The organism is Deltaproteobacteria bacterium GWC2_55_46, assembly GCA_001595385.3.
In the GTDB taxonomy this organism is placed as follows: domain Bacteria; phylum Desulfobacterota; class GWC2-55-46; order GWC2-55-46; family GWC2-55-46; genus UBA5799.
Window position 1 is genome coordinate 74203 of record LVEI03000002.1, and the last position, 21880, is coordinate 96082.

The window sequence follows — 21880 nt, forward strand, 5'->3', positions numbered from 1 at the left end:
GATTTAGCACCGGGGTTGCGAAACCGCTCCCGGACAATGTAAAACGCGGACTGGCAGAAACGACCCATAACCTCAAACAAGAAGGAGAAAGAAAATGACGAAGTTCAAGGTCGGCGACGTAGTGGAGGCCGTAAGGAACACCTGCTCGCACAACTACAAGATAGGTAAAGCGTACCAGCTTGCCAAGCGCTACGGCGATGAGAGCTGGTTCATGACAGACATGAAGACCGGCAAAACCTTCGATTGCTATGTCAAGGAGAACGACCTGAAGCTATCCAGCCAGACCCGCGCGGAAGAGGCCGCTTATCTCGAATCCGACGTCCTCCCCGACAGGAAGGCCGCCCTTGAAACCCTCAAGAAGGAAGTCGAGGACCTGGAAGCGAAGATCGAGAGGTACAAAAAGTTCGAGTCTGCGGAGCACGAGGCCGCGCATCTCATCTCCCAGATATTCAAGACCGGCGGGGATGAGGGCGCCATCCTCGACGTGCTCAAGACCACGAAGGTCCTGAGCGGGAAGGAAGATTTCTGAGGTAACACGCGGGGCGGTTCTTCGGGGCCGCCCTTACTTTTAAAAGGGAGGCGGTAAACCATGCCTAAAAAGTTTCGACTGAAGGACTGGAAGTGGACAATCCAGCAGGTGCTGGAGGACACCCGAGTCTTCGAGCCTGACCGCAAGGCCGGCCTGCACTACTACGAGTGTCGGCACGGGGAGAACGATTGGAGCCAGCCAATCTCGATAGAGCAGTCCGTACTGGTGAACTTCTGGGGGACACTCGTAACCACTGAATCCCTGAATCTGGGAGACGGGGTTCTGGAACTGACGAGGCGCGAGGGCGAGGAACTGATGTTTCTTGCTCATTCGGACGTCAAAAAAAGAGGTGGTCCATGAAAAAAGAAACCCTGAAAGCCCTCGAAGGCAGCATCGAGAAGTGGGAGGGGATTGTAGCCGGCACGGAGGTGGACAAGGCTTTTAAGAATTGTCCCTTGTGCCAACGCTTCTCTGGGGACGACGAATACTTCTGCCATACCCCTGACGGCGAAGAAGTCTGTCCAATTGTCAAGAAAGTCAAAAACGACGCTTGTGACGCAACGCCTTACATGGACTGGCATAGCCACGGGACAGACAAACACCGCACCACTAACCATCCCGATCATAGCGAAAAGCACCACAGCGTCCACCCCGATTGCCCGGAGTGTTTGAGGCTGGCGAAGACGGAACTCAAGTTCCTCAAGAGCCTGCTCCCCAAAAAGAACAAAAGGAAGGAGGTAACCATGTCTGGAGTATCAGGAAGCGTCACCTGCCCGAATTGCGGGGCGGACATGGACACGTATTCGGACTGGAAACCGTTCGAGTATGTATCCGGGGAATGTTACGGCTGCGGGTTCTTCTACTACACCGTGACTGATCAGATGAGCCTTGAAGGACTGAACGAGGGGCGCAAGGAGCGCGGCCTCAAGCCCCTCAAGAAGCTCCCGAAGGTCTCGAAGCTCATGAAGCACTACATCAAGAAGGAGGCGTCATGAACACAAAGGTAAGTTATCAGGTTTTGAACAGCAGCGGTCTGCCGGCGAGCGGGCCGCAGCACGACCTCGCCGTATTCCCCTCCCAGAGAACCGCCAAGGACTGGATCGACTACCTCGTGAACGAGTGCGACGTTGAAAGGGACGAGATCACGATCCGGGAAGTGCTCGTAAGCCTACCTCTGACTTACCCGGGAGGGGAGGAGTTATGACCGACTACATGCCCTTAGGCCCCGTTCCATACGCCGAAGACTGCGCCCAACTGGGAACGCCCTATTACTACGAACGGGCCAAGAAGGAGTGCCGGGCCTATCGGAACCAGCTCAGGCGGGTATTCGGGGAGCCGCCCGGAAACGCTTCCTTCGTAATGAAGTCCTTCCCGCACGACTTGGGGAGCTATTACGAGATCTGCGTCCTCTACGACCCGAACAACGAGGAGGAGAGCGACTTCGCCTACATGTGCGAAGGGAACCAGCCTGAACTCTGGGACGAGGAAGCCCGGAAGGAACTGGGCGTATGTTAAAGAACCTGCTCACAAACAAAGAGTACGTGAAAAGCAGGGGGCAAGTCTGTCCGGTCTGCGAGAGTCCGGGACTTGAAGCCTGTGGAAGCTTGGACGTTGACGGCGGCACAGTCAGTCAATCTGACACCAACTGCCTTACCTGCGGTGCGAGCTGGACCGACTACTATGTCTTGACGGAGTACGTCCTCGACGAGCCCGACCACATGGACGACATAAAGACCCTAAAGACTCTCAGCAATGAGGTCTCCATCGTAGAGACCCCCGGGGAAGTCGCCGCGCTTGTCGAAACAAAAGACGCCCGGGCGTGGTTCACGACCCTCAACTCCATGAGGATCAAGAGGATCAAGAGCACGAAGATACGGGAGGAGGTAATACAGGCTTTGACGGAAATCGAGATGATGAAGAAGCTCAGCCAGACGGCCTAACGCCTGAAAGGAGAATGAAATGCCAAAAGATTACTGCAAGTGCCCGAACTGCAACTACACCGACTTCAAGGAGTACGCGCTTGATATCGTGACCAGCAAGAACGTACATATCCGCAAGAGCGGAGCCGTCGCTTACGAGGAAGCCGAGATAGACGGCTACTGTACTGCGTATTCATCGCTCAAGTCCAACCCGAGAAGCACGCTTTTCTATGTCTGCGAAAATTGCAAGACATTGTACGTTCGCCGCCTTACCGAGCCCACCTGGGAAGAGAACGCGGCATTCTCTGAAATAATCAAAGTCGTGGGCTGAGGCCACGAAAACTTCCGCCCTGAAGTGTGGGCCAACATAACCCCGAATCGCATGAAGAGCCGGGGATTTTTATTGCCCGGAAAAGGAGGAAACCATGAAGTCCGAAGTTCGATTTGAAGTAAAGAACGGGGCATATAACCCCCAAACGATCAGTGGCAGTGTGGGTTGGATAATTCAGGAGAGCCTCTCTCCGGAAGAATCCCTACCCGCCGCCGTAGACATGGCGTTACAGGCCCTCGATCTCTCCCATTACTACATGGATGATGGCCGGGGACCGAAGGTCACAAAGCCTATCAAAAAGATTCTGGTGAAGGCGTTCGGCAAGGAACGGACTGAGATTGCCATGCCCGCACTGTGCAAGAAGATAGCCGAGCTTTACTCGCCCAAGATGGACCTCCGGGCCTTCTGGGGAGATAAGGCTCTCCTGGGTGCTGGCAAATGGGAGCGCCAGGATACCTGTTTTGCGGACGATGGCTGCAATAAAACTTCCAAAATCTTTTTGGAGAAGTTCAGGAGGGCGAAAGCGCTTGTCTTGGAGCACGAAAACGAAGAAGGTACGTCCTACGCCAGGAGCATAGCCTTCTTCGCCGGGGGCCGTACCGTCTACCTCTCCAACTTCTACTACAACGGCGTGCCGCAGAACAACCTCTTGTTCGTGGAGGCACTAAGAAAACTTCTGGGCATCTCGTCAGTCAAATACGCGAAAGAAACTTTCCCTTTGCCTATCTATACGAATCATGACGGCCTAAAGGTATATGACGGTCGATCCAAGCCGTACAAGGGGAAGATACTCTACCCGTGTCCTCACTGTGACGAGAAGGTGCCGAAATTGACAACGTATGTTTCCGGGCATACCCACCAGATAGGCTGTTCCAGCGAGTGCGTTGGTGATGACGAAGACTCGATCTCCTGCAATAACTGCGGTGAGCGGGCCCTCCGTGATGACGCCTATAACGGTCCCGACGATAACCTCTACTGCGAAAGCTGCCATAACGAACTGACCAGCTACTGCAACGCCTGCGACTCGACCGTCTGGAATGACGACTACTTGGGGGATGGATACTGCGATAATTGCGGGTTCGACTGTCGTGAGTGCGACAGCACTCACAGCAACAACGACCGCTACGAAGGCCCGGACGGGCGCGACTACTGCGAAAAATGCTTTCATGAAAAGTTCACTGAGTGCTACGAGTGCAATGAAGTCGTAAAACGCAAGGACTCCAGGCAGGACCAAGACGGAGAAAATTACTGCAAGGGCTGTTACGAGGACAAGTTCGTCGAGTGCAAAGAATGCGGGGAAGAAACGCTCCGGGACAAGGCGCAGGACGACCTCTGCCCCGATTGCTACTCGGACAAAAAAGAGAAAGAGGAGGCCGAGAATGAAAACGCTACTGTCAACACTTAGGGCATCCAAGGAAACCCTGAAAGCACAAATAGAAAAGACGGCCACCATGAAAGGGCAGGACTCATGGCTCTTCGTGCCGGAAAACCGTGAGAACAAGGTCTGCCTCGTAGCCCACATAGACACCGTGTGGGACAACAGCCTCGGCTTCGGAAAGTTTGGGAGTCTATTCCCCAAGATGCCTGAGAAAAAAGCCCCTGAAAGGGAGAAGATTCTCATCCACGACAAGGAGAAGGGTCTCATCTGGTCCCCCGATGGACTCGGGGCCGATGACAGGGCCGGAGTCTACGCCGCTCTTAAGCTCTTCAAGGAAACCCCTGAACCGTATAAGCCCTTTATTCTTCTGACCGACTACGAGGAAAGCGGCGGGAAAGGTGCGCGGGAAGCGGCTGATATCTTTGCCAAGGAATTGGCTGGCTGCAACTTTTTCATAGAGCTCGACCGGGCGAACGGGAATGACGCCGTGTTTTACAACGGCGAGCCGAAAGAGTTTGCGGATTATATCTCCGAGTTCGGGTTCAAGGAGTCCGTTGGGAGCTTCAGCGACATCAGTATAGTCTGTCCGTCTGTCCAGCGGTGCGGGGTAAACCTGTCTATCGGCTACTATAACCAGCACACGGACAAAGAGTATCTGGACACAAGCAAGCTCTTCACGACCGTAGAAAAGGTGAGGCGCATTCTCAAAGACAACTACGACAAAAAGAAGGTCTGGGATCTGGAGGTCTTGCCCTGCGAGGACAGGGACTGGATAGACAGGTGGGGGAAACTGGACGATGGGGACGAGTCATATTTTGAGGAAGACGTCGTCTTCTGTCCCGAATGCGGCGATGGCATGGAGCTTGAGGACCTCGACTTGACGCAAGGGTATTGTGTCTCTTGCGGCAACTTTATCATGACAGCAAGCGGGGTTCTGGTCGAGCGATGAGAACCGCCAAACGGAGGAATTTATGACACAGCAAACGGACCGACACCGCCTCACAAGCCCTCCAGCCTGCTGCCCGAAATGCGGGGCGGAGGCGAATTTTATCCCTCGTGTGAAAATAACTGAAGAGGGAGGGATCGAGTTCACGGTCCAAAAATGCCGGGACTGCGGGTACGAGTTCGAGGTCGAGATCGTGACCGAGCCCGAACCCCTCGAGTGCTGCTCAATCTGCGGGAAGGACCTCTTCGCCGGAGACGAAGCGGCAGGCGTGACTCTCGGCGCCATACTTGAGGACTACCACGGCTTCGGGAGCGACGATGAACCCTGGGATTACGTCTTCTGCCGCAAATGCTACTCGGAGCGGTTTATCGAAATCATGGGCCGCATAGAGGAAGTGCTGGTGTTTTTGAGACTTACGGAAGGAGGTAAGTGTGAATAAAAACGAAGCCTGGTCAAAGCTAATAGGCAACGAACACCTGAAAAGGGCGATGGAGGTAGCCCTTGCCGGCGGGCATACGATAGCTGTCTTCGGGCATCCGGACAATGGGAAGAAATACCTGAAAGAGATTCTCGGGAAAAAGCTCCTGTTCCTGTCGCCATGCCCCTGCGGAAACCTTGGCGACTCCCTCAGAGTATGCACCTGTACGTTTGGGCGCGTAAAGAAATACCGGATAACAAAGAGGTTTCAGAAGGCCGCCCTGAGCGATATCAGGGCAACCCTGATCACTCCTCGATTTCAGGACTTTGAGAGAGCGGGTAAGGCCGAGCCGTTCCTTGGGGTCGAGAAGAGGATAGCAGCCATGAACGGTCTTCAGGTCGAAGACGGGAAGGGCGCATACGAGTCGCTTTTGAGGACAGCGATTGAAAGGCTCCACTTCACAGCGGGCATGGTCGAAAGGGTTCGGGCCGTGGCCCGGACGATAGCGCGGCTTGAACATGCGCCCGTAGTCAAGGTGCATCATCTGAGCGAGGCAATCCAATACGGAGGTATAGACCCCCTTGAAAGGAGGTAAGTCATGTCTGACAACTGCAAGGAAAGAATAGCGGAAAAGTACGCGGGCACAATGGACACTATCAGGAAGCTCTGGAGGGCCGAGCGTGTTGGTTACGAGGGCGGAGAATTCAGTCCCGTTACAAATGGCGAAGAGTGCCCTGTCTGCAAGAAGGGTGAGCCTATGGAGGTGGACGAGCTAACCGGCATCTGCAAGCCCTGCTGGGACGAACTCTACAATATCGGCACCTTCAACGAGTACGGCCTTTCCTTCGACTATGTGCCGGAGGGAACATTCAAGGACCAGAGGGAAGCGTACTTCAGGTATCAGCTCTCCTGGGGAGGGCCATCCGATGAATTCCGCTTCTTCGTAAACCCGAGCTTCAAGCCCTACAGGATCGAGTACTGGTTCCTGGACTGGTTCGACGGGGCAAATATTGTGTTGAGTGGTAAGGCCGAGGAACTCCTTGAAGAGATATTCGGCTTCTTAAAGGAGACAGGGACGGTCGAGGCCGAATACGAAAAGACGAAGGAGGCATAGCCATGTGGGAAGGAGGCAAGATGAACAAGGTTGAGGAGATAAAGAAAAGAGATAAAGGAGAAGTAGAATTTAAAATGCAACTCATTAAAGCACAAGTACAAGGAGAGTTAAGACATTTACTTAGGGACTCTGTTCCCCTGTTGCTTTGGGATAACATTGATTTCCTCCTCTCCCATATCGACACCCTCGCCGCCAATCTCAAAGAGGTAGAAGGAGAAAGGGATGAACTCAAGGTTTCCCGAGAGATTTGGAAGCAGGGTTTTGAAGAGCAGATAGGCAATCTTCAAGCCAAGCTCGACCGTCTCACGGAGGCTGCGGGGCCATTTATAAGATTTCTTCATGCCTTTGATGGCAAGCAGAGGGGATTGGCTCAAAAAGATGAGGATGCTGTTTACAAATTTAATGGCATTAGTATCAAGCTCGGCGACCTCCGCAAGCTCGCCGAGGCCGTGGGGGATAAAAAATGACATTTCCAAGCGCTTGCTTGACCTGCCCGAAATGTAAGGGAGAGTGCTTTAAGGAGTATGCCCTCGACATCGTGACCAGTAAGAATGTGAGTATTCACAAAAACAGTGGTGCAGCTTACGTGGCGGCAGAGATTGACGGCTACTGCACCGAATATTCTCCGCTCGCGCCCAGCCCGAGAACGGTTCTTTTCTACGTTTGCGAGCATTGCGGAGAGATGTTGCATTACCTCAAGCGGGAGCAGAGACTTGTTGCGGTAGATGACAATGAGAGCTACCACGCCAAAATCAAGAAGGTAATAGGTTAAAAGGAGGAAAAATGCCTGAGCACACACCTGGCCCGTGGTTCATCGAAGAAGATCGTGAAGCTATCCGGGGAACCTACCCTATCTCGGACGACTTTGGAACCCTTATCGCTCATGTCGAGACATGGGACGAATCAGACAAGGAGGTACAGGAGCAAGCAAAGGCCAACGCCGACCTCGTAACCGCTGCTCCGGACCTCCTCGAAGCGTGCAAGCTGGCACACGAGATAGCCTTTTTCAATCAGCACGTCTCGGGAATGATAGCTCTTGCCGAGATATGCAGGAAAGCAATCGCCAAAGCAGAAGGAGGGAAGGTATGAAAATAATCACCGTCAAAAACATCGCAATCCAGTTCGACGCAGACCAGTTCACTCATGGCGCACCCAAAATACAGGCCCGCCAAGCAATCGACCTAATAAACGGGGTGCTCCAGAGGGAACCCTACGGCCTCGGCGCCCAGATACTCGAAGGAGACGGTGCCCTTAATGTCGAAGTCGAAGACATCGACGCAGGAGGCGATCTCGAATGAACTGCCCACACTGTAACGCCGACCTCACCAAGTCCGAATCAGTGACCCGTTGGTGGAGTTCTTACGGCCACTATCAGCCCAAGTCCTCATGGGATGGCGGGTTCGTCGAGGAGAACGACGGCAACGACCAGAACTTCTACGACACTTGCATCGAGTGCGGGTTAACCATCAAAGAAGAGGAGGTGTTTAAAAATGCCTGAATGGGTATGTTTCGCTTGCGGAAACCACTGTCACGGCTGGGGTCCAAGATACGGCCAGCCCTGTCCGCACTGCGGTGGGAAACTGAAGAGCACGGAGGAAATCACAATAATCGGAAAGGAGGGAGACTGTAATGAAGCTACTGACAGAAGAACTGAAAAAGAAGATACCACCGCTATATAGCACTGAAGAAGTCCCGATGGAGGACAAGGTGTTCGTCTGCAAGTTCTTTACGCCGTACAGTAACTGGACTTGGCTGGTAAGCGAGGGTAGCGAACAGGAGGACGGCGATTATCTCTTCTTCGGCCTTGTAATCGGCTTCGAGAAGGAATGGGGCTACTTCACCCTTAAAGAGCTTGAGGGCGTAACTGGCCCAACCGGACTCAAAATCGAGCGCGACCTGCACTTCGAGAACGTCCCGGTGAAGGAGATTGTGGAGGGAAAGTAAGCAATGCAGTTGTCCGGGATTTCCGGACAACTCAAAATCCGTCAACCCCGACACCCGCCCTGAGCGGGCTTTTCTTTGTCCGGAGCTTAGCACGGGGGTTGCGAAAGGCGGAGCGAGTATGAAAAAACTTAGAAAGAGGAGGTGAGTTGTCGAATGAGACGAAGGGGCGAGTAGCGTTTCACAAGATGGTTCGAGAGAACACGAAGACCACCTATTCGTCGAGAGAGATTGTTAACCAGATCAAACTCATAAAAAAACTCGAAGGAGGGACGTAGTGCGAATTGACTTAGACGCCTTAACTGAAGGCGAAAGGTTCATTGTGTCTTGGCAATATCATTTACAAAACAGTTTCTTCACCGCCCTTGCAGAAGCCATCTCCCGGGCCGACATCTTCAACCTTGCCCGGCTTGAGAAAGGATTCCCCGAGGAGGTCCGGGCGTACAGGGATTTCTCGATGGTCTCGGGCTGGTGGGAAGAAGTACGAAAGAAGGCCGGGATAATAAGGGAGGACAACGATGCCAAAGCCTAACGAGAACATCGACCGCATGATCAAGCGAGGGGTCGTGAGGGTATTTTTCGAGGTCTACAAAGATCTTCACTTCGACCTTGACGAACCGACCCCGCTCAAGAAAGTAGTCACGGATGTGCTCTCGGACGCTGGCTGGACCATGGGGCTGGTGGAAATGCCCGGTCTGAGGACCACGGAGCACATCATTGCCGTCATGGTAGAGGATCGCAAAGACAAGGACAAGCACCAGTGCTTTGAGGGTAAAGATCTGGACACTCTGCTCTGCGGAACCTTGGAGGGCTGACGTTGGCGACTACTAAGTACCAAGAGTATCGAGATGTCAGATGGAGGGAGTTCATGGCCTCCCTCACCCCGGAGCAAAGAAGACTACAGGCCAGAGCCGTCGAGCTGGACAAGGCTTGGCAAAACACGTTCAACAGGAAGAAGCGGGCTTCAAACCGGGCCAGGCACAATGCCGTGGTGGACAGGCTGATTCTCTTGGCCTTCCCGCCCGACGGGATGACCGACCGGACGACGACCACGTATCGCAAACCAACCAAGGAGGCTATAGAAGATGCCGATAATCAAGGGGCAGAAAGAGGCCGGGAAGTTCAAGAGGGGCGAGAGGCTAACGCCTAAGGAAGCCATCTGCGCTCAGTGCTACTCTTGCACCTGCATGACCGGGAAAGACTGCCTCAGCGCGGGGTGCGCCCTCTATGCTTTCCACCCTTACCGAAAGGACAGGCCCAAGCGCCAAATGAGCGAGAAGCACAAGAAACAGATTGCGGGCTTGAACCGGGGCAGGCAAGCACACTCAGATTCCGCAAGAGTCCACGGAAAATCCGTCAAATAAACGGGCCAGAATCAACGAAACCTCCGAGGGCCTATGAAGCCACGGGGAAAACAAAGGAGGGGCTTGTGAAGCCAAAACCAATACTCATCATCATTGACGAGGACTACGAACCATCCACAAAGGGAGCCACTGCCTTCGACGATGTAGTTGCTTCGCTGGAATTCCACGAAATAGGGGCTGCCATAGGCGAAGTGGACTATCTGCCGGAGGAGGCCCTGAAGTTATGCCAAGAGGCCATAGCCACGCTCATATCTGCACCGGGGACTCATACGAAGGCGGGCGATGGCTATACCAAAGAGGAAGCCATCCGCGCCACTCTGGACATCCTCTGCAATTTACAGATGTGCCTTGAATGTATGCCTGTTAAACCAATCGAAGGGAGATAGCACATGTCTACACCGTTTATAGTCATCACGGAAAGAATGCTGGAGGCCGGCAAGTTCAAAAATATGTCAGCCCTGGCAAGGGCGCTTGAAATAACGCCACAGGCGCTCTCGAATTACAAGAAGCGCGAGGAGATGCCAACCAGCCTGGTGGTCAGGTTCGCCCAGATATACGGACTATCCATCGACTACCTGATAACCGGGGAGGGCCCGGTCTTAAGGGCCGACTCAGCAACCGACCCCATGAAGAGCATCGGTATAACACCCGATGAAGGGGTCGCGGTGTTCCAGACGCTCAAGGTACTCAGACGGGAAGGCCCGACCGCCCTCGCCCTAAAGAGCGTGCTCGACGCCTTCTATAGCCATCGGCTGAAGGAGGACGTATGTCAAAGGCAATCATAGGCGAGTTCAAAGGCAACCCCACTATCTCCCTTCCCATCGGCACAACGGACAGGGAGGGGAGCGAGAAAATGTTCACATTTGGGGTGAAGAAAGCGCAGGCGATCCTTGAGCACATCGAGGATATCAAGAAGTTCGTAGAGAATAATACGTGAACCCCGATATCAAGCTCACCGCGCACGCCGTCGAGCGGTTCGTCGAGAGGAGCCGGAAACTCGGCATGAAGGTAAGGAGTCCGGAGGATGTGATCCTCAAATTACTGAGCAAGGCCACCCCAGAAGACCTCTCCCCCGCCCACAGAGTTAAGAGGCTTATCAAGAACGGATGCAGGGAGGCCACTTATCTTGTGAATAACGGATGGAGGTTCGTGGTGGTGGATAACGCAGTCACCACGATCGAAAGAATCGTACCTCACCAAAATTAAAAGGAGTACCACATGTCTGAAAAACAGCAATTCACCAAGTTCGATTACTACGTCTTCGGCTGGACCATATTCCTGTTCTTCGCCGTCTTCTGGTTCTTCAACGCGGAGTCCTGGGACCAGTACCTTGAAGGTATGACCGGGTTTGCCATGATAGGCGGGGCGCTGACGTTATGGGATCACATATCTGAACGGAGGACAAAATGAGCAGCCAGCCTCAAGAGCAGGCCATGCTCCTTATGGCCCTTGCTTCGCTCGGCAAAAGGCTTGAAGGCATTGAGAAGCGGCTGGACGGGAAAACCCCCGTCCTTCTCGTCGAGGAGGCCGCGGAGGGGTTCAAGGCGTACCTCAAAGAGAACGCCAGGCCGAATACCCGAAGGTCCTTCGACTACCTGCTTGCCGAGTTCGAGAAGGAGTTCGCCGGCCAGAACGTACCGGAGATCCCCCCGTACAGGCTACAGGAGTTCCTCGGGGCGACGTGGGGCAAGGGGAAGAAGAGCGTGGTCAAACAGTCCCTCTCCAAGCTCAAGTGGTTTTATTCCTGGTGCATCAAGGCCGTCATGGTCAAGGGCATGCCGCTGTTCTACAACCCCTGTGACCTTATCGAGGTCAAGGACGACGGTCCTCCTGATAGACCGGAGTTCGTGCCGGTCGAGAAGATGAAAGCGTTTCTGGACACGATGGTTGACCCCAAGCACTGGCTTATGACAGCCATCCTTATGACCTCAGGGATGAGGGTTTCCGAGTTGCTTGGAGACAAACGGGCAGAAAAACCTGGACTCTGCAAGAAGGACGTAAGTGGGAGGATCCTTGCACTCCACAACACCAAGTCGGGGAGAAGGGGAGAGGTCGCCGTGATCCCCGTCTGGGTAGCCGAGCGTCTCAGCCAGTTCTTGCAAAACCTCGGGCCGGAGGATAGAATCTTCACCACGGGCTACACCTCGTATCACGGTGTCGTGAAGTCCCACGGGAAGAGGGTCGGATTGGATATGAAGCCGCATTACATGAGAAAGTGGATAGCGAGCTTATGGAACAGGATGGGGGAATACGGGATGACCTCGTTCGTGCTCAGACACGCTACAACGAAGGCGAACGAAGCAACCCTCGTAACCGCGCTTGGAGCAAGGTACGTGGCACCACTCAGTCCGAAAGAGGCGATGGAGAAACAAGATGAAATGCTAAACTTTCCCAGGAGGTAAAGTCGTGGAATTCGTAATGATGATTGTCATCGCTATAGTCGGGCTTATGCTAATACACTACATTTCGGAAGGATTCAAAGCGGACAGGAGAGATGCAATCAAGGAAGAGACATGCACAACGGAGGAGATAGTAGTGGCAGGAGACTATGTCATGGGCCATCCAAAAATCAACATCGCTACGAATGTCTGGATTGCGGCCACGGAAACCGATTTCATCCTGTTTGAAAAGAAGAAAAGAATCGGAGAGATACCCAAGAAGGCCGTCAAACAGATAGCCGTCGAGGATAGGAGCAGTTTACAACAACGACTCACGGCTACGCGGTTGGTAACTCTTGGGGTTTTTGCTTTGGCAGCTCCCAAAAAGAAGAAGATCGAGGAATACTTTCTTGTCATCTCATGGGTAGATGAGAAAAGGATGGAACACAATACAACATTCAGAGGAGGAAATGCGGAGGGCACCAACGGTCGAAGAAACCTGCTGTTGAACTACCTGTGAATTCTTAATTGGCGGAGGTTCACCGTGTGTAAAACGTGCTGGCTTCTTCTCGTTCTCTTCCTTCCCCTCCCCACCCCTGCCATTGCCGAAACCTACAGGGTCTTTGACAAAGACCAGAATGTGGTCGAGATTTGGAAGGAGAAGGACGGGTTAATCGAGGTCTATAACCCGGACATGTCCAGAAAGGGCTACATCAAGAAAGAGGGCAAGCGGCTGGAGAGATACGACAAGGACTGGCGGAGGGAAGGAAGGGTCGAGCATGACCTCGACCCCAAGGGGAAAGGACGGTAGAGCAGGTCAGAGCACCTTTTCCAGATTCTGAATCGTCATGTCGATGATATGTGCGCCCACGATAGTGTTGCTGCCCGACGCATAAGTCCACTTAAAGACTGCCCTGTGAGTTTCCTTCTCAAGAACGCTGTCCTGTATGGCTGTATCCGCTGAAGCTGTTTGCCAGGCGAGATTGCCCTCTGCGTCCACTGTTACGCCTTCCGCATTCAACACATCCTGGTCAGACCTGTCGTTTATTATCGCATAGGCCGGAGAGTCACTCGTGCTGTACAGCGTCAGTGTGAGCGTCAAGAGGCTCGTACCCGGGACGGGGGTGCCAGCCTCGTCTTCAATCACCGCCGTTATCTTGGGCGTGGTCTTTTCAAGTATGAGGTCTGTGAGTATGGTCTGGTTCACGGTGCCTCCTTCACGGGACTAAGGTTATGTCTGTCATGCCGGCCTGCCGGAGGCTCACGGTGGCAAGGGCGCCTTGCCCGGCCTGCGCCCCGGATAAGGTTGGCTGTGCAGTGCTTACGCCGGTCATGCCGGCTTTGCCAATTTGCATATCGGATAAAGCCGGCTGCATGACGCTTATGCCTGTTAATAACGGTTCGCTTACGGTCACATTGACAAACATCAGGGCCACCTCACCGTCACAGCAGTTAAGCCAGATTGAAAGAGTCCTACCGAATACAGGTTAATATAGCCAACAATAACGGCTGTATCTTCCCATGCCAGCCAACCATGCGTGAACACCCCCGGTCCGAGGCGACCTCTAACCGCAAGCGCCTCAAACACCAGCACTCCTTATTTTCCCGGTCGAGTCCACGGTGAACTCAATGATTTTCTGAGTCTCGGCGTTATCCTCAAAATACTCATACTTCTTTGAGCCGTCCGGGTTGTCTGTCTGTTTCAGCCTGCCGCGCTCCATTTTGTAGAGGAGTTCCGACATTACCTTTGTGGCTGCAATGGACGCTTCATTTGTGGCCTCGTTCAAATATTGATAGCAGTTTATCGTCTCTGAGTTTGCGCCCGTCAGATTGATGTCCCCGGAGGTATTCCCCTCGACGATAAGCCCCGGCCCGATTATATGGTTATTGTCTGCCCCGTTCAATTCGTTTATTCCGTAGCCTGTGTTCTGTGTTATGGCCGTGCCCTTCTCCCCGGCGAACACATAGTTATTTTGCGTATTGGCCCCGTCGAATCTAATGCCATCTCCATCGTTGGAAAGTATCCTGGTGTTCCTGATTACGTTCCGAACAGCATTGCCGGAGGTGGATTTGATGGATATAGCATGGCCGCTGCCGCCCTGCGCGGCGTCCTGAATCACCACATCGTCAATTAGGGCGTGGCTTCCGTTGAGCGAGGCTATCCCATGCCCGCGGCTGTAATCCACCCACACCTTTCTTACCAGAGCGAAGTCCGCCTGTATGGAGATGGCATCTTTCGACCCGCTGTTTGCTGTTTCTATGATGAAGCCAGAAATCTCACAACCCGGAGCAGATATGGTGACAGTGTTGTTTGCCGTCGAAGTGGTCTTGATTTTCAAATCTCTCCCCGGCCCACGGAGGAGGGTAAAGGCTTTATTCATGTCAAAAAATGTATCAACCTGAGTAGTCGCGCCGATATCCCCCGGCATGCCAATGACTATATCATGCCGATATGCCACAACGAGGGCATTGACCCCTGCCCATGTAAGCTTCGCGGTTGAAGGAGTAAGCCCATCATTGCTGTCGTTGCCTCCAATAGGATTCCAGTAGAAGATCCGCCCCCTGCCCGTATGCGTTCCCCTCTGATATTCGATGAGGTTGAAAAGGTTATCAGTATTATTATTAACAGTCGCTTCCTTCGCCAGCACTATCCTGTGTGTATCCACTCCGCTATCGTCTATCTCACCGAGCCCGTTCCCTAAGAAGACTGTTCCCGCCGCGATATAGGTGTCTTCCGCCCCTCCTCCGACTTTCAAGCCATATTCTCCGTTGCCATGCAATGTCATCCCATCCTTCAGCCGGACGTCATGGTTGTCAGTCCCCGTAATATTCACACCGTTATCGCCGCAATTATCTACATATCCGTCAAGGAGGTCGATTCCGTTGTTATTGTTGCCGAAATCAATGCCATCGGTCCCGCAATTTTTAATAGAAAACTTTTCATAAATATCCCCGTGTCCATTAACCGAATATATGCCGCGACGGGAAGCCCCTTTCACTATAACTCCGCTAAAGTGAAAGTATTTGCCGTCCTTCCTGATACCATCTACATTCGCCCCCGCGAGAGAAACGTCGAGGTGAAGTCCGGTCATCTGGACGCCTTCCGCAAGGACCTCAACGGCTGCGCCGGACGGTAGGGCGGTCGTCGGACGTATTCTGGCGTCAAACCCAGGGCCTCTTAGGGACAGCCAGTTTTTCGTTATGCTGATGTTCTCATCTATATAAAATACCCCCCCACTATTCGTGCTGCTGAGGTAGATGGCATCATGACCCCAATCCGCGCAAAGACTGTGAGCCTGCGCGAATGTCTTGACCGCAGATTTTTCCGAGATACCATCGTTAGCGTCATTTCCATTGACAGGGTCCCAATAGTAACTATCCCCTTTGTTGGTATGATGCCCTCTCAACGATTCCACCATGAACTGCATGTATTCACGGTTGTTCAAGGGACTATTGAGCAGGTGACTTACCACTTGTGTCGAGCCCGTGGAGTTGTCCGAGCAATTTTTCAAGGAACTCTTCTGGCTTAAGGGGGATAACCTCGACAAACACGGCATACTTAAAGACCTGGCCGCTGACAGCGGGTTCAGGTTCAGTTTCCGCGCGGCGGCCTCCAAATTCAAGATCATAGATGAGTCATTACAAGCGTCCGTACTTGTCAGATACGGCGGGGGAGACAAGTTGATCGAACAATTAATAAAGAATGGTCCCGAGCGGTGGCTAATGAGAAAGCTTCAGAGATATGCGGTCAACGTGCCAAGGTATCTGTTAGAAAAACTAATCAAATCGGGCGAAATCGAAGTGCTGTTTGAGGGCATATTCGCTCAATCTACCATCAGTCGCTATGACCAAACCCTCGGTCTTTGTTACGGAACCGCAATAGAGCCCGATGACTTGATAGTATGAGTGTTAATTTACAGGAAAGGAGGGAAAAGACATGGCTACTGTCTTAAAAAGCCGTCTTATGCATCTTAAGGTTTGGGGGCAGAACGCGTGTTTCACCAGGCCCGAGATGAAGGTTGAGAGGGTCTCGTATGATGTAATGACTCCATCCGCCGCAAGAGGGGTATTAGAAGCCATTCTTTGGAAGCCTGCCATAGTCTGGCGGATAGCGCAGATCGATGTGCTTCGGCCCATCAAGTGGGCGTCGGTCAGGAGGAACGAGGTGGGTGCCGTGATGTCGGCTCGCTCCGCTGGGATTTTTGTTGAAGATGAGAGGCAACAGAGGGCGGGACTAATCCTCCGGGATGTCGAATACACCATACACGCTTTTTTTGAAATGACGGAGAGAGCAGGTCCGGCGGATAATGTTGTCAAGTTTGAGGAGATGTTCCAACGGCGCGCGGAAAACGGCCAATGCTTTCACAGACCGTACTTGGGGTGCAGGGAGTTCGTGGCGCACTTCAATCCTGTTCTTAAAGACGAGCTCTTGCCAGAGCCGATAGATAAAAACATGGATCTGGGCTGGATGCTCTATGACATTAAACATGATAATAGCGCTGATGTAAACTACATACACCTTTGCGGTGCCGGATGCCGACCATACTTCTTCCGAGCTTCGTTGGATAAAGGCATTGTGCTGGTGCCCCCAGCGGCAAGCAAGGAGGTGAGGGGATGATACTTCAGGCATTAAATGCTTATTATAGGCGGATGGCGACGGATAAGGACTCTGATATCGCACCCGAGGGATTTCAAAGGCAAGCAATCCCGTTTGTCGTCATGCTTGACGGTAAAGGCCGATTCAGAGGCATTCAAGATACAAGGCAAACAGATGGGAAAAAGAAGATTGCGCGTACTTTTATCGTTCCGAAAGCCGTCAAAAGGTCAGTCGGTATTGAGGCCAATCTTCTATGGGACAACCCCGCTTATGTCTTTGGGTGTTCGAAACCTGATAAAAAGAAGGATGGCGTAAAAGCCGCCGAACGCGCCAAGGAACAGCAGGAGAGTTTCATTGCTAAAGTCAAAAAAAATTTACCCGATTCATCAGATATCGGAGTGAATGCGGTTCTTCAATTCCTCGCTACTCGCGATTTCATCGGCGTATTTTCGCATACTTTGTGGCCTGAAATTGAGGAGGGCGGGGCAAATATAGCCTTTCAGCTTGAAGGTGACACGGAACTCGTATGCCAGCGCGATGCAGTAGTGAATACCATTATGAAAGGAAAGGAAGATGAAAACGAAACAGCATCGCCTTGCCTTGTAACAGGAGAAATGACCGTCCCTGCTCGCCTACATACCGCCATTAAAGGCGTATGGGGGGCACAGTCCGCAGGTGCGAACATCGTCTCATTTAATCTCGATGCCTTTACTTCGTTTGGAAAAACGCAGGGCTTCAATGCGCCAATTGGGGAAAAAGCCGAGCACGCATATACGACTGCAATAAACACCTTGCTTGCAAAAGGCTCAAGGCAACGCATACAGGTAGGAGACGCAAGCACGGTCTTCTGGGCAGAAAGACAGAATGTCATGGAGGAATTGTTTAAAGATTTTTTTGGAGAACCCCCTAAAGGACAATCGGCGCAGGACAATGAGGCGATAAAAGCGCTCTTTAAAGCGCCTGAAACAGGAGCGCCTCCTCTCGATAGCGACTTGACGAAGTTCTATGTCCTTGGCCTTTCACCAAACGCATCCCGTATTGCGGTGCGCTTCTGGTATGCAGGGACCGTTGGATGTGTCGCCCAGAATATCAGGCAACATTTTTGCGATTGCAGTATCGTCCACAGTCCAAGGGAACCCGAACATCTCTCGTTATTCCGGCTCCTCGTTTCAACCGCAATGGAGGGAAAGGCGGACAATATTCAACCGAACCTTTCAGGAGAGGTGATGAAGGCGATACTTTCAGGAAATCCATATCCTAAAACGCTGCTTTCATCAGCTATAAGGAGGATCAAGGCCGAGAGGGAAATAACCTATCCAAGGGCATCCCTCATTAAGGCAATTCTCGTGAGGGAATCAAGATTTTATAACAGAAAAGAAAAGGAGGTAAGTATGTCACTTGACCCCGAAAACAAAAACACAGGGTATCTCTTGGGGCGCTTATTTGCGGTTCTGGAGCGGGCGCAGGAGTTCGCAAGTCCGGGCATTAACGCAACTATCAGAGACCGCTTCTATGGCTCGGCATCGAGCACTCCGGTTGCCGCCTTCCCCCACTTGATGAAGCTCAAGAACCACCATATCGCAAAACTCGAAAACAGGGGCGCGGCGGTAAATCTCGAAAAACAGATAGGCGGGATAATGGAGGGAGTAAGCGATTTTCCCGCGTATCTGAGTCTCCAAGACCAGGGGCGCTTTGCCATTGGCTACTACCACCAGAGACAGAGTTTTTTCGTAAAGAAAGACAGTGAATAAACTTCAAAGGAGGGATCCAATGAGCAAAGCAGTAAACAACCGTTATGATTTTGTATTGTTATTCGATGTTAAGGACGGGAATCCAAATGGAGACCCCGATGCAGGAAACCTCCCTCGCTTAGACCCGGAAACCGGGCATGGTCTGGTTACGGATGTGTGCCTGAAAAGGAAGGTAAGGAACTATGTGCAGATGGCCGGACGAGAACAGGGGTTTGATATCTATGTCAAAGAAAAAGCTGTCCTCGGGAGAGCACATGTCGATGCATTTAAACGACTCGGAATCCAATTAGGAGAAGAATCCAAAGTACAAATACCATCTGGCCTGGTCGACAAATTTTCTGAATTGAGCTTGCCTGATGGTTTGAGGGTTGAAGAGGACGATAATACTGATTTTCTTCTCATTGAATCCGATGTTGATAAAAAAGCAGTTAAAGAATGGATAAAAGAGATAAAGCCCGACAAGGATATAAAGAAGTTTATTGATGATACAATGAAAGGGGCAAAATCTCGAAAGCCATCTGGAGACGAGGTGCAAAAAGGAAGAGATGAGATGTGTAAAACATTCTATGACATACGCACTTTTGGTGCTGTGTTGTCACTAAAGTCAGCCCCGAACTGCGGACAGGTGCGCGGCCCTGTCCAATTAACCTTCGCCCGCAGCATAGACCAGATAGCGCCTCTTGAGCACAGCATCACCCGCATGGCCGTGGCGACCGAGGCAGAGGCCGAGAAACAGCAGGGCGATAACCGCACGATGGGAAGGAAGTTTACGGTCCCCTACGGCCTTTACAGGTGCCACGGGTTCGTCTCCGCTCCGCTTGCCTCACAGACCGGTTTTACGGACGATGACCTGGAGCTTCTGTGGAAGTCTCTTACTGAAATGTTCGAGCACGACCGCTCTGCCGCGCGTGGAGAGATGTCTACACGGAAGCTCGTGGTCTTCAAGCACGATAGCGCCCTCGGCAGCGCCCCGGCTCATGCACTGTTCGAGCGCGTCACGGTCTCGCGCAAAAGCGTTGCGGCTCCACCACGCGGTTTTGCTGATTACGAGATCAATATTAGTAAAGTAGGCCTCCCGAATGGGGTCAGCATAATCGAGAAACCGTAGGCGACTCATGTTCTCCGAAGACGACCTCCTCCCCATCTCCGCGCTCCAGCACCTCTCGTTCTGCGAGCGGCAGTGGGGGCTTATACACCTTGAGGGCATCTGGGGGGAAAACCGCCTGACCGTGGAAGGCCGCCATCTCCATGACAGGGCGCATGAGGATGAAACCGAGGTCCGGCGCGATCTACGCATAGCCCGGGGGCTTCGCCTTCGCTCTTTAAGGCTCGGGCTTTCCGGGAAGGCGGACGTCGTTGAGTTCCATCTCGTAAAGGAGGCGGACAAAACAGGCGGCATGCGCCTTGAGGGTGTCGCGGGTCTCTGGCGGCCCGTTCCCGTTGAGTATAAACGTGGCAAGCCAAAATTGGACGCGTGCGACGAGGTCCAGATTTGCGCTCAGGCGCTCTGTATCGAGGAGATGACCGGCGCGCAGGTGCAGAACGGGATGCTCTTTTACGGTACTCCGAGAAGAAGATATGATGTACTCTTTGACACCGGGTTAAAGGGGAAAACGGAAGCGCTCTGTGTGCGCCTCCATGAGCTTACAAAGGCGCGCAAAACACCGGCGGCAAAATACGAGAAGAAATGCGAGAGCTGTTCCCTTATCGACTTTTGCATGCCCAAAACCGTCGGCAAGCGGACGAAAGTGGAAAGATACATCATGGCGGCCATCTCTGATACTGCCGATACAAAAGGAACGGAATGAAGCGGCTGCTCAATACGCTTTTTGTCACCACTCAAGGCGCATACCTTTCCCGCGAAGGAGAGACCGTGCTCGTCCGGGTGGAATACGAAACAAAGCTTCGGGTGCCGATCCACACCCTCGGAGGGATAGTTTGTTTCGGACAGGTCTCGGCGAGCCCTCCGCTTATGGAACTGTGTGGAGAGGCGGGCGTTACGCTCTCTTTTTTGAGCGAGCATGGTCATTTCATTGCACGGGTGCACGGCCCCGTTTCGGGGAATGTGCTTTTAAGGCGCGAACAATATCGTCGTGCGGATGACGAGACGTCCTCCTCCGTGGTTGCGCGCGCAGTTCTTGTCGCAAAGGTCGCCAATTGCCGTACGGTTCTACTGCGCTCCGCGCGGGAGAAGCCGGATGCTGATAGCGCGGAGGCCCTTCTTTCCGCCTCCGGGCGCCTGTCGCGAATACTCAAAAGTCTTGAGAATGAAGCCTCTCTCGATGCCCTCCGGGGCATGGAAGGGGAGGCGGCGCGTACATACTTCAGCGTATTCGATCACCTCGTGCTGTCTCAGAAGGAAGACTTTTATTTTACGGAGAGGAGCCGAAGGCCTCCGCTTGACAACCTCAACGCGCTGCTCTCATTCATCTACACCTTGCTTGCCCACGATGTCGCATCGGCGCTTGAGGGTGTGGGGCTTGACCCGGCTGTGGGCTTTTTGCACCGGGACAGACCCGGAAGGCCGGGGCTTGCGCTCGATCTCATGGAGGAGTTAAGGCCTTTCCTTGCCGACCGGCTGGCGCTTTCTCTTGTGAACCGGCAGCAGGTGAAGGGCAAGGGGTTCAACGCAACCGAGACCAGGGCGGTTATGATGGACGACAAAACGCGGAAGGAGGTGCTTGTATCTTATCAAAAACGCAAGCAGGAGGAGATTCAGCATCCTTTCCTGGGCGAAAAGGTGGCAATCGGGCTTCTCCCTCATTGTCAGGCGATGCTCCTTGCGCGTTATCTGCGTGGCGACATGGATGGATATCCACCGTTCATTTATAAATGAGGTCAGGTCATGATGGTATTGGTGACTTATGATGTGAATACTGAGACCGAGGCAGGCAAAAAAAGGCTCAGGCGCGTTGCCAAAGTATGTGAGAACACCGGCCAGCGGGTGCAGAACTCGGTTTTTGAATGCCTGGTGGACCCAGCCCGATGGGTCGATATGCGCCAAAAGCTGATTAAGGAGATCGACCCTGCCGTTGATAGTCTGCGGTTCTATTTTTTGGGGAGCAACTGGAAACGGCGGATTGAGCACGCCGGAGCAAAACCCGCGTATGACCCCGAAGGGCCTCTCATCGTCTAAGAGTTCCGCGTACCATAAGCGGACACGAAAAGACCTGCAGATTCGCGACGTATGTATCTTATTGAAATAAAAACAAAA

38 protein-coding genes are annotated in these 21880 nt (G+C 52.9%); 35 read left to right on the forward strand and 3 right to left on the reverse strand.

Annotation, left to right across the window (positions count from 1 at the left end; all coding sequences use genetic code 11):
- Positions 1 to 94: 94 nt before the first annotated feature.
- The 28 genes from A2V21_312720 to A2V21_312855 all read left to right on the forward strand — a co-directional run bounded on the left by A2V21_312720 (position 95) and on the right by A2V21_312855 (position 13129).
- Positions 95 to 529: a hypothetical protein gene (locus A2V21_312720; GenBank protein OIJ72701.1), complete on the forward strand. Its 435-nt coding sequence runs from the start codon at positions 95 to 97 to the stop codon at positions 527 to 529.
- Between the two features lie 60 nt (positions 530 to 589).
- Positions 590 to 889 carry a hypothetical protein gene (locus tag A2V21_312725; GenBank protein ID OIJ72702.1) on the forward strand — a complete coding sequence of 100 codons (300 nt, stop codon included), beginning with the start codon at positions 590 to 592 and terminating at the stop codon, positions 887 to 889.
- Positions 886 to 1524: a hypothetical protein gene (locus tag A2V21_312730; GenBank protein ID OIJ72703.1), complete on the forward strand. Its 639-nt coding sequence runs from the start codon at positions 886 to 888 to the stop codon at positions 1522 to 1524. The genes A2V21_312725 and A2V21_312730 overlap by 4 nt, the downstream gene beginning before the upstream one ends.
- On the forward strand, positions 1521 to 1733 hold the full coding sequence (locus A2V21_312735; protein ID OIJ72704.1) for a hypothetical protein: 213 nt from the start codon (positions 1521 to 1523) through the stop codon (positions 1731 to 1733). The genes A2V21_312730 and A2V21_312735 overlap by 4 nt, the downstream gene beginning before the upstream one ends.
- Entirely contained in the window at positions 1730 to 2044 is a 315-nt protein-coding gene (locus A2V21_312740; protein ID OIJ72705.1) for a hypothetical protein, read from the forward strand. The genes A2V21_312735 and A2V21_312740 overlap by 4 nt, the downstream gene beginning before the upstream one ends.
- On the forward strand, positions 2038 to 2469 hold the full coding sequence (locus A2V21_312745; protein OIJ72706.1) for a hypothetical protein: 432 nt from the start codon (positions 2038 to 2040) through the stop codon (positions 2467 to 2469). The genes A2V21_312740 and A2V21_312745 overlap by 7 nt, the downstream gene beginning before the upstream one ends.
- A gap of 19 nt (positions 2470 to 2488) precedes the next feature.
- Positions 2489 to 2779: a hypothetical protein gene (locus A2V21_312750; protein OIJ72707.1), complete on the forward strand. Its 291-nt coding sequence runs from the start codon at positions 2489 to 2491 to the stop codon at positions 2777 to 2779.
- A 94-nt stretch (positions 2780 to 2873) separates the two neighbouring features.
- On the forward strand, positions 2874 to 4184 hold the full coding sequence (locus A2V21_312755; protein OIJ72708.1) for a hypothetical protein: 1311 nt from the start codon (positions 2874 to 2876) through the stop codon (positions 4182 to 4184).
- A gap of 46 nt (positions 4185 to 4230) precedes the next feature.
- A complete protein-coding gene (locus A2V21_312760) occupies positions 4231 to 5106 on the forward strand; it encodes a hypothetical protein (GenBank protein ID OIJ72709.1) in 876 nt (291 codons plus the stop codon).
- A gap of 22 nt (positions 5107 to 5128) precedes the next feature.
- Positions 5129 to 5542 carry a hypothetical protein gene (locus tag A2V21_312765; GenBank protein ID OIJ72710.1) on the forward strand — a complete coding sequence of 138 codons (414 nt, stop codon included), beginning with the start codon at positions 5129 to 5131 and terminating at the stop codon, positions 5540 to 5542.
- Positions 5535 to 6116: a hypothetical protein gene (locus tag A2V21_312770; GenBank protein ID OIJ72711.1), complete on the forward strand. Its 582-nt coding sequence runs from the start codon at positions 5535 to 5537 to the stop codon at positions 6114 to 6116. Before A2V21_312765 ends, A2V21_312770 begins: the two co-directional genes overlap by 8 nt.
- A gap of 3 nt (positions 6117 to 6119) precedes the next feature.
- Entirely contained in the window at positions 6120 to 6635 is a 516-nt protein-coding gene (locus A2V21_312775) for a hypothetical protein (GenBank protein OIJ72712.1), read from the forward strand.
- Positions 6636 to 6637: 2 nt separating this feature from the next.
- On the forward strand, positions 6638 to 7102 hold the full coding sequence (locus A2V21_312780; protein OIJ72713.1) for a hypothetical protein: 465 nt from the start codon (positions 6638 to 6640) through the stop codon (positions 7100 to 7102).
- The gene (locus A2V21_312785; protein OIJ72714.1) at positions 7099 to 7407 is read left to right on the forward strand and encodes a hypothetical protein; all 309 of its coding nucleotides are present in this window, start codon (positions 7099 to 7101) and stop codon (positions 7405 to 7407) included. Before A2V21_312780 ends, A2V21_312785 begins: the two co-directional genes overlap by 4 nt.
- Positions 7408 to 7418: 11 nt before the next feature.
- Positions 7419 to 7724, forward strand: a complete 306-nt coding sequence (locus A2V21_312790; GenBank protein ID OIJ72715.1) for a hypothetical protein — start codon at positions 7419 to 7421, stop codon at positions 7722 to 7724.
- Complete coding sequence (locus tag A2V21_312795) at positions 7721 to 7933, forward strand: hypothetical protein (protein OIJ72716.1); 213 nt, start codon at positions 7721 to 7723, stop codon at positions 7931 to 7933. The genes A2V21_312790 and A2V21_312795 overlap by 4 nt, the downstream gene beginning before the upstream one ends.
- A complete protein-coding gene (locus A2V21_312800) occupies positions 7930 to 8133 on the forward strand; it encodes a hypothetical protein (GenBank protein OIJ72717.1) in 204 nt (67 codons plus the stop codon). The genes A2V21_312795 and A2V21_312800 overlap by 4 nt, the downstream gene beginning before the upstream one ends.
- A 131-nt stretch (positions 8134 to 8264) precedes the next feature.
- Positions 8265 to 8579 carry a hypothetical protein gene (locus A2V21_312805; GenBank protein ID OIJ72718.1) on the forward strand — a complete coding sequence of 105 codons (315 nt, stop codon included), beginning with the start codon at positions 8265 to 8267 and terminating at the stop codon, positions 8577 to 8579.
- 274 nt (positions 8580 to 8853) lie between these two features.
- Positions 8854 to 9108, forward strand: a complete 255-nt coding sequence (locus A2V21_312810) for a hypothetical protein (protein OIJ72719.1) — start codon at positions 8854 to 8856, stop codon at positions 9106 to 9108.
- Complete coding sequence (locus tag A2V21_312815; GenBank protein ID OIJ72720.1) at positions 9095 to 9391, forward strand: hypothetical protein; 297 nt, start codon at positions 9095 to 9097, stop codon at positions 9389 to 9391. Before A2V21_312810 ends, A2V21_312815 begins: the two co-directional genes overlap by 14 nt.
- 2 nt (positions 9392 to 9393) lie before the next feature.
- Positions 9394 to 9726 (forward strand): hypothetical protein, encoded by a 333-nt coding sequence (locus A2V21_312820; protein OIJ72721.1) that lies wholly within the window; start codon positions 9394 to 9396, stop codon positions 9724 to 9726.
- A gap of 279 nt (positions 9727 to 10005) precedes the next feature.
- Positions 10006 to 10326 (forward strand): hypothetical protein, encoded by a 321-nt coding sequence (locus A2V21_312825; protein OIJ72722.1) that lies wholly within the window; start codon positions 10006 to 10008, stop codon positions 10324 to 10326.
- 3 nt (positions 10327 to 10329) lie between these two features.
- Positions 10330 to 10725, forward strand: coding sequence for a hypothetical protein (locus A2V21_312830; protein OIJ72723.1), 396 nt, complete (start codon positions 10330 to 10332; stop codon positions 10723 to 10725).
- Positions 10726 to 10873: 148 nt separating this feature from the next.
- Positions 10874 to 11146 carry a hypothetical protein gene (locus A2V21_312835; GenBank protein ID OIJ72724.1) on the forward strand — a complete coding sequence of 91 codons (273 nt, stop codon included), beginning with the start codon at positions 10874 to 10876 and terminating at the stop codon, positions 11144 to 11146.
- 12 nt (positions 11147 to 11158) lie between these two features.
- Positions 11159 to 11350 (forward strand): hypothetical protein, encoded by a 192-nt coding sequence (locus A2V21_312840; GenBank protein ID OIJ72725.1) that lies wholly within the window; start codon positions 11159 to 11161, stop codon positions 11348 to 11350.
- Positions 11347 to 12342, forward strand: a complete 996-nt coding sequence (locus tag A2V21_312845) for a hypothetical protein (protein ID OIJ72726.1) — start codon at positions 11347 to 11349, stop codon at positions 12340 to 12342. The genes A2V21_312840 and A2V21_312845 overlap by 4 nt, the downstream gene beginning before the upstream one ends.
- A gap of 4 nt (positions 12343 to 12346) precedes the next feature.
- Positions 12347 to 12838 (forward strand): hypothetical protein, encoded by a 492-nt coding sequence (locus A2V21_312850; GenBank protein ID OIJ72727.1) that lies wholly within the window; start codon positions 12347 to 12349, stop codon positions 12836 to 12838.
- Between the two features lie 24 nt (positions 12839 to 12862).
- Positions 12863 to 13129, forward strand: a complete 267-nt coding sequence (locus A2V21_312855) for a hypothetical protein (GenBank protein OIJ72728.1) — start codon at positions 12863 to 12865, stop codon at positions 13127 to 13129.
- A gap of 6 nt (positions 13130 to 13135) precedes the next feature.
- On the opposite strand, the gene A2V21_312860 is transcribed toward A2V21_312855, so the two are convergent.
- From A2V21_312860 to A2V21_312870, 3 genes are all read right to left on the reverse strand, one after another.
- Positions 13136 to 13525 (reverse strand): hypothetical protein, encoded by a 390-nt coding sequence (locus A2V21_312860; protein OIJ72729.1) that lies wholly within the window; start codon positions 13523 to 13525, stop codon positions 13136 to 13138.
- A 10-nt stretch (positions 13526 to 13535) separates the two neighbouring features.
- Entirely contained in the window at positions 13536 to 13745 is a 210-nt protein-coding gene (locus tag A2V21_312865) for a hypothetical protein (protein ID OIJ72730.1), read from the reverse strand.
- A gap of 153 nt (positions 13746 to 13898) precedes the next feature.
- The gene (locus A2V21_312870; GenBank protein OIJ72731.1) at positions 13899 to 15746 is read right to left on the reverse strand and encodes a hypothetical protein; all 1848 of its coding nucleotides are present in this window, start codon (positions 15744 to 15746) and stop codon (positions 13899 to 13901) included.
- Positions 15747 to 15804: 58 nt separating this feature from the next.
- Between A2V21_312870 and A2V21_312875 the strand changes: the two genes are divergently transcribed.
- The 7 genes from A2V21_312875 to A2V21_312905 are packed head-to-tail and all read left to right on the forward strand — an operon-like array spanning position 15805 to position 21802.
- Positions 15805 to 16224: a hypothetical protein gene (locus tag A2V21_312875; GenBank protein OIJ72732.1), complete on the forward strand. Its 420-nt coding sequence runs from the start codon at positions 15805 to 15807 to the stop codon at positions 16222 to 16224.
- A 31-nt stretch (positions 16225 to 16255) separates the two neighbouring features.
- On the forward strand, positions 16256 to 16936 hold the full coding sequence (locus A2V21_312880; GenBank protein ID OIJ72733.1) for a type I-C CRISPR-associated protein Cas5: 681 nt from the start codon (positions 16256 to 16258) through the stop codon (positions 16934 to 16936).
- Positions 16933 to 18666 carry a type I-C CRISPR-associated protein Cas8c/Csd1 gene (locus A2V21_312885; GenBank protein OIJ72734.1) on the forward strand — a complete coding sequence of 578 codons (1734 nt, stop codon included), beginning with the start codon at positions 16933 to 16935 and terminating at the stop codon, positions 18664 to 18666. The genes A2V21_312880 and A2V21_312885 overlap by 4 nt, the downstream gene beginning before the upstream one ends.
- 19 nt (positions 18667 to 18685) lie before the next feature.
- Entirely contained in the window at positions 18686 to 19774 is a 1089-nt protein-coding gene (locus A2V21_312890; GenBank protein ID OIJ72735.1) for a type I-C CRISPR-associated protein Cas7/Csd2, read from the forward strand.
- Between the two features lie 7 nt (positions 19775 to 19781).
- Positions 19782 to 20474, forward strand: coding sequence for a CRISPR-associated protein Cas4 (locus A2V21_312895; protein ID OIJ72736.1), 693 nt, complete (start codon positions 19782 to 19784; stop codon positions 20472 to 20474).
- Positions 20471 to 21502 carry a subtype I-C CRISPR-associated endonuclease Cas1 gene (locus tag A2V21_312900; protein ID OIJ72737.1) on the forward strand — a complete coding sequence of 344 codons (1032 nt, stop codon included), beginning with the start codon at positions 20471 to 20473 and terminating at the stop codon, positions 21500 to 21502. Before A2V21_312895 ends, A2V21_312900 begins: the two co-directional genes overlap by 4 nt.
- A gap of 9 nt (positions 21503 to 21511) precedes the next feature.
- On the forward strand, positions 21512 to 21802 hold the full coding sequence (locus A2V21_312905) for a CRISPR-associated endonuclease Cas2 (protein ID OIJ72738.1): 291 nt from the start codon (positions 21512 to 21514) through the stop codon (positions 21800 to 21802).
- The last annotated feature ends 78 nt before the right edge of the window (positions 21803 to 21880 follow it).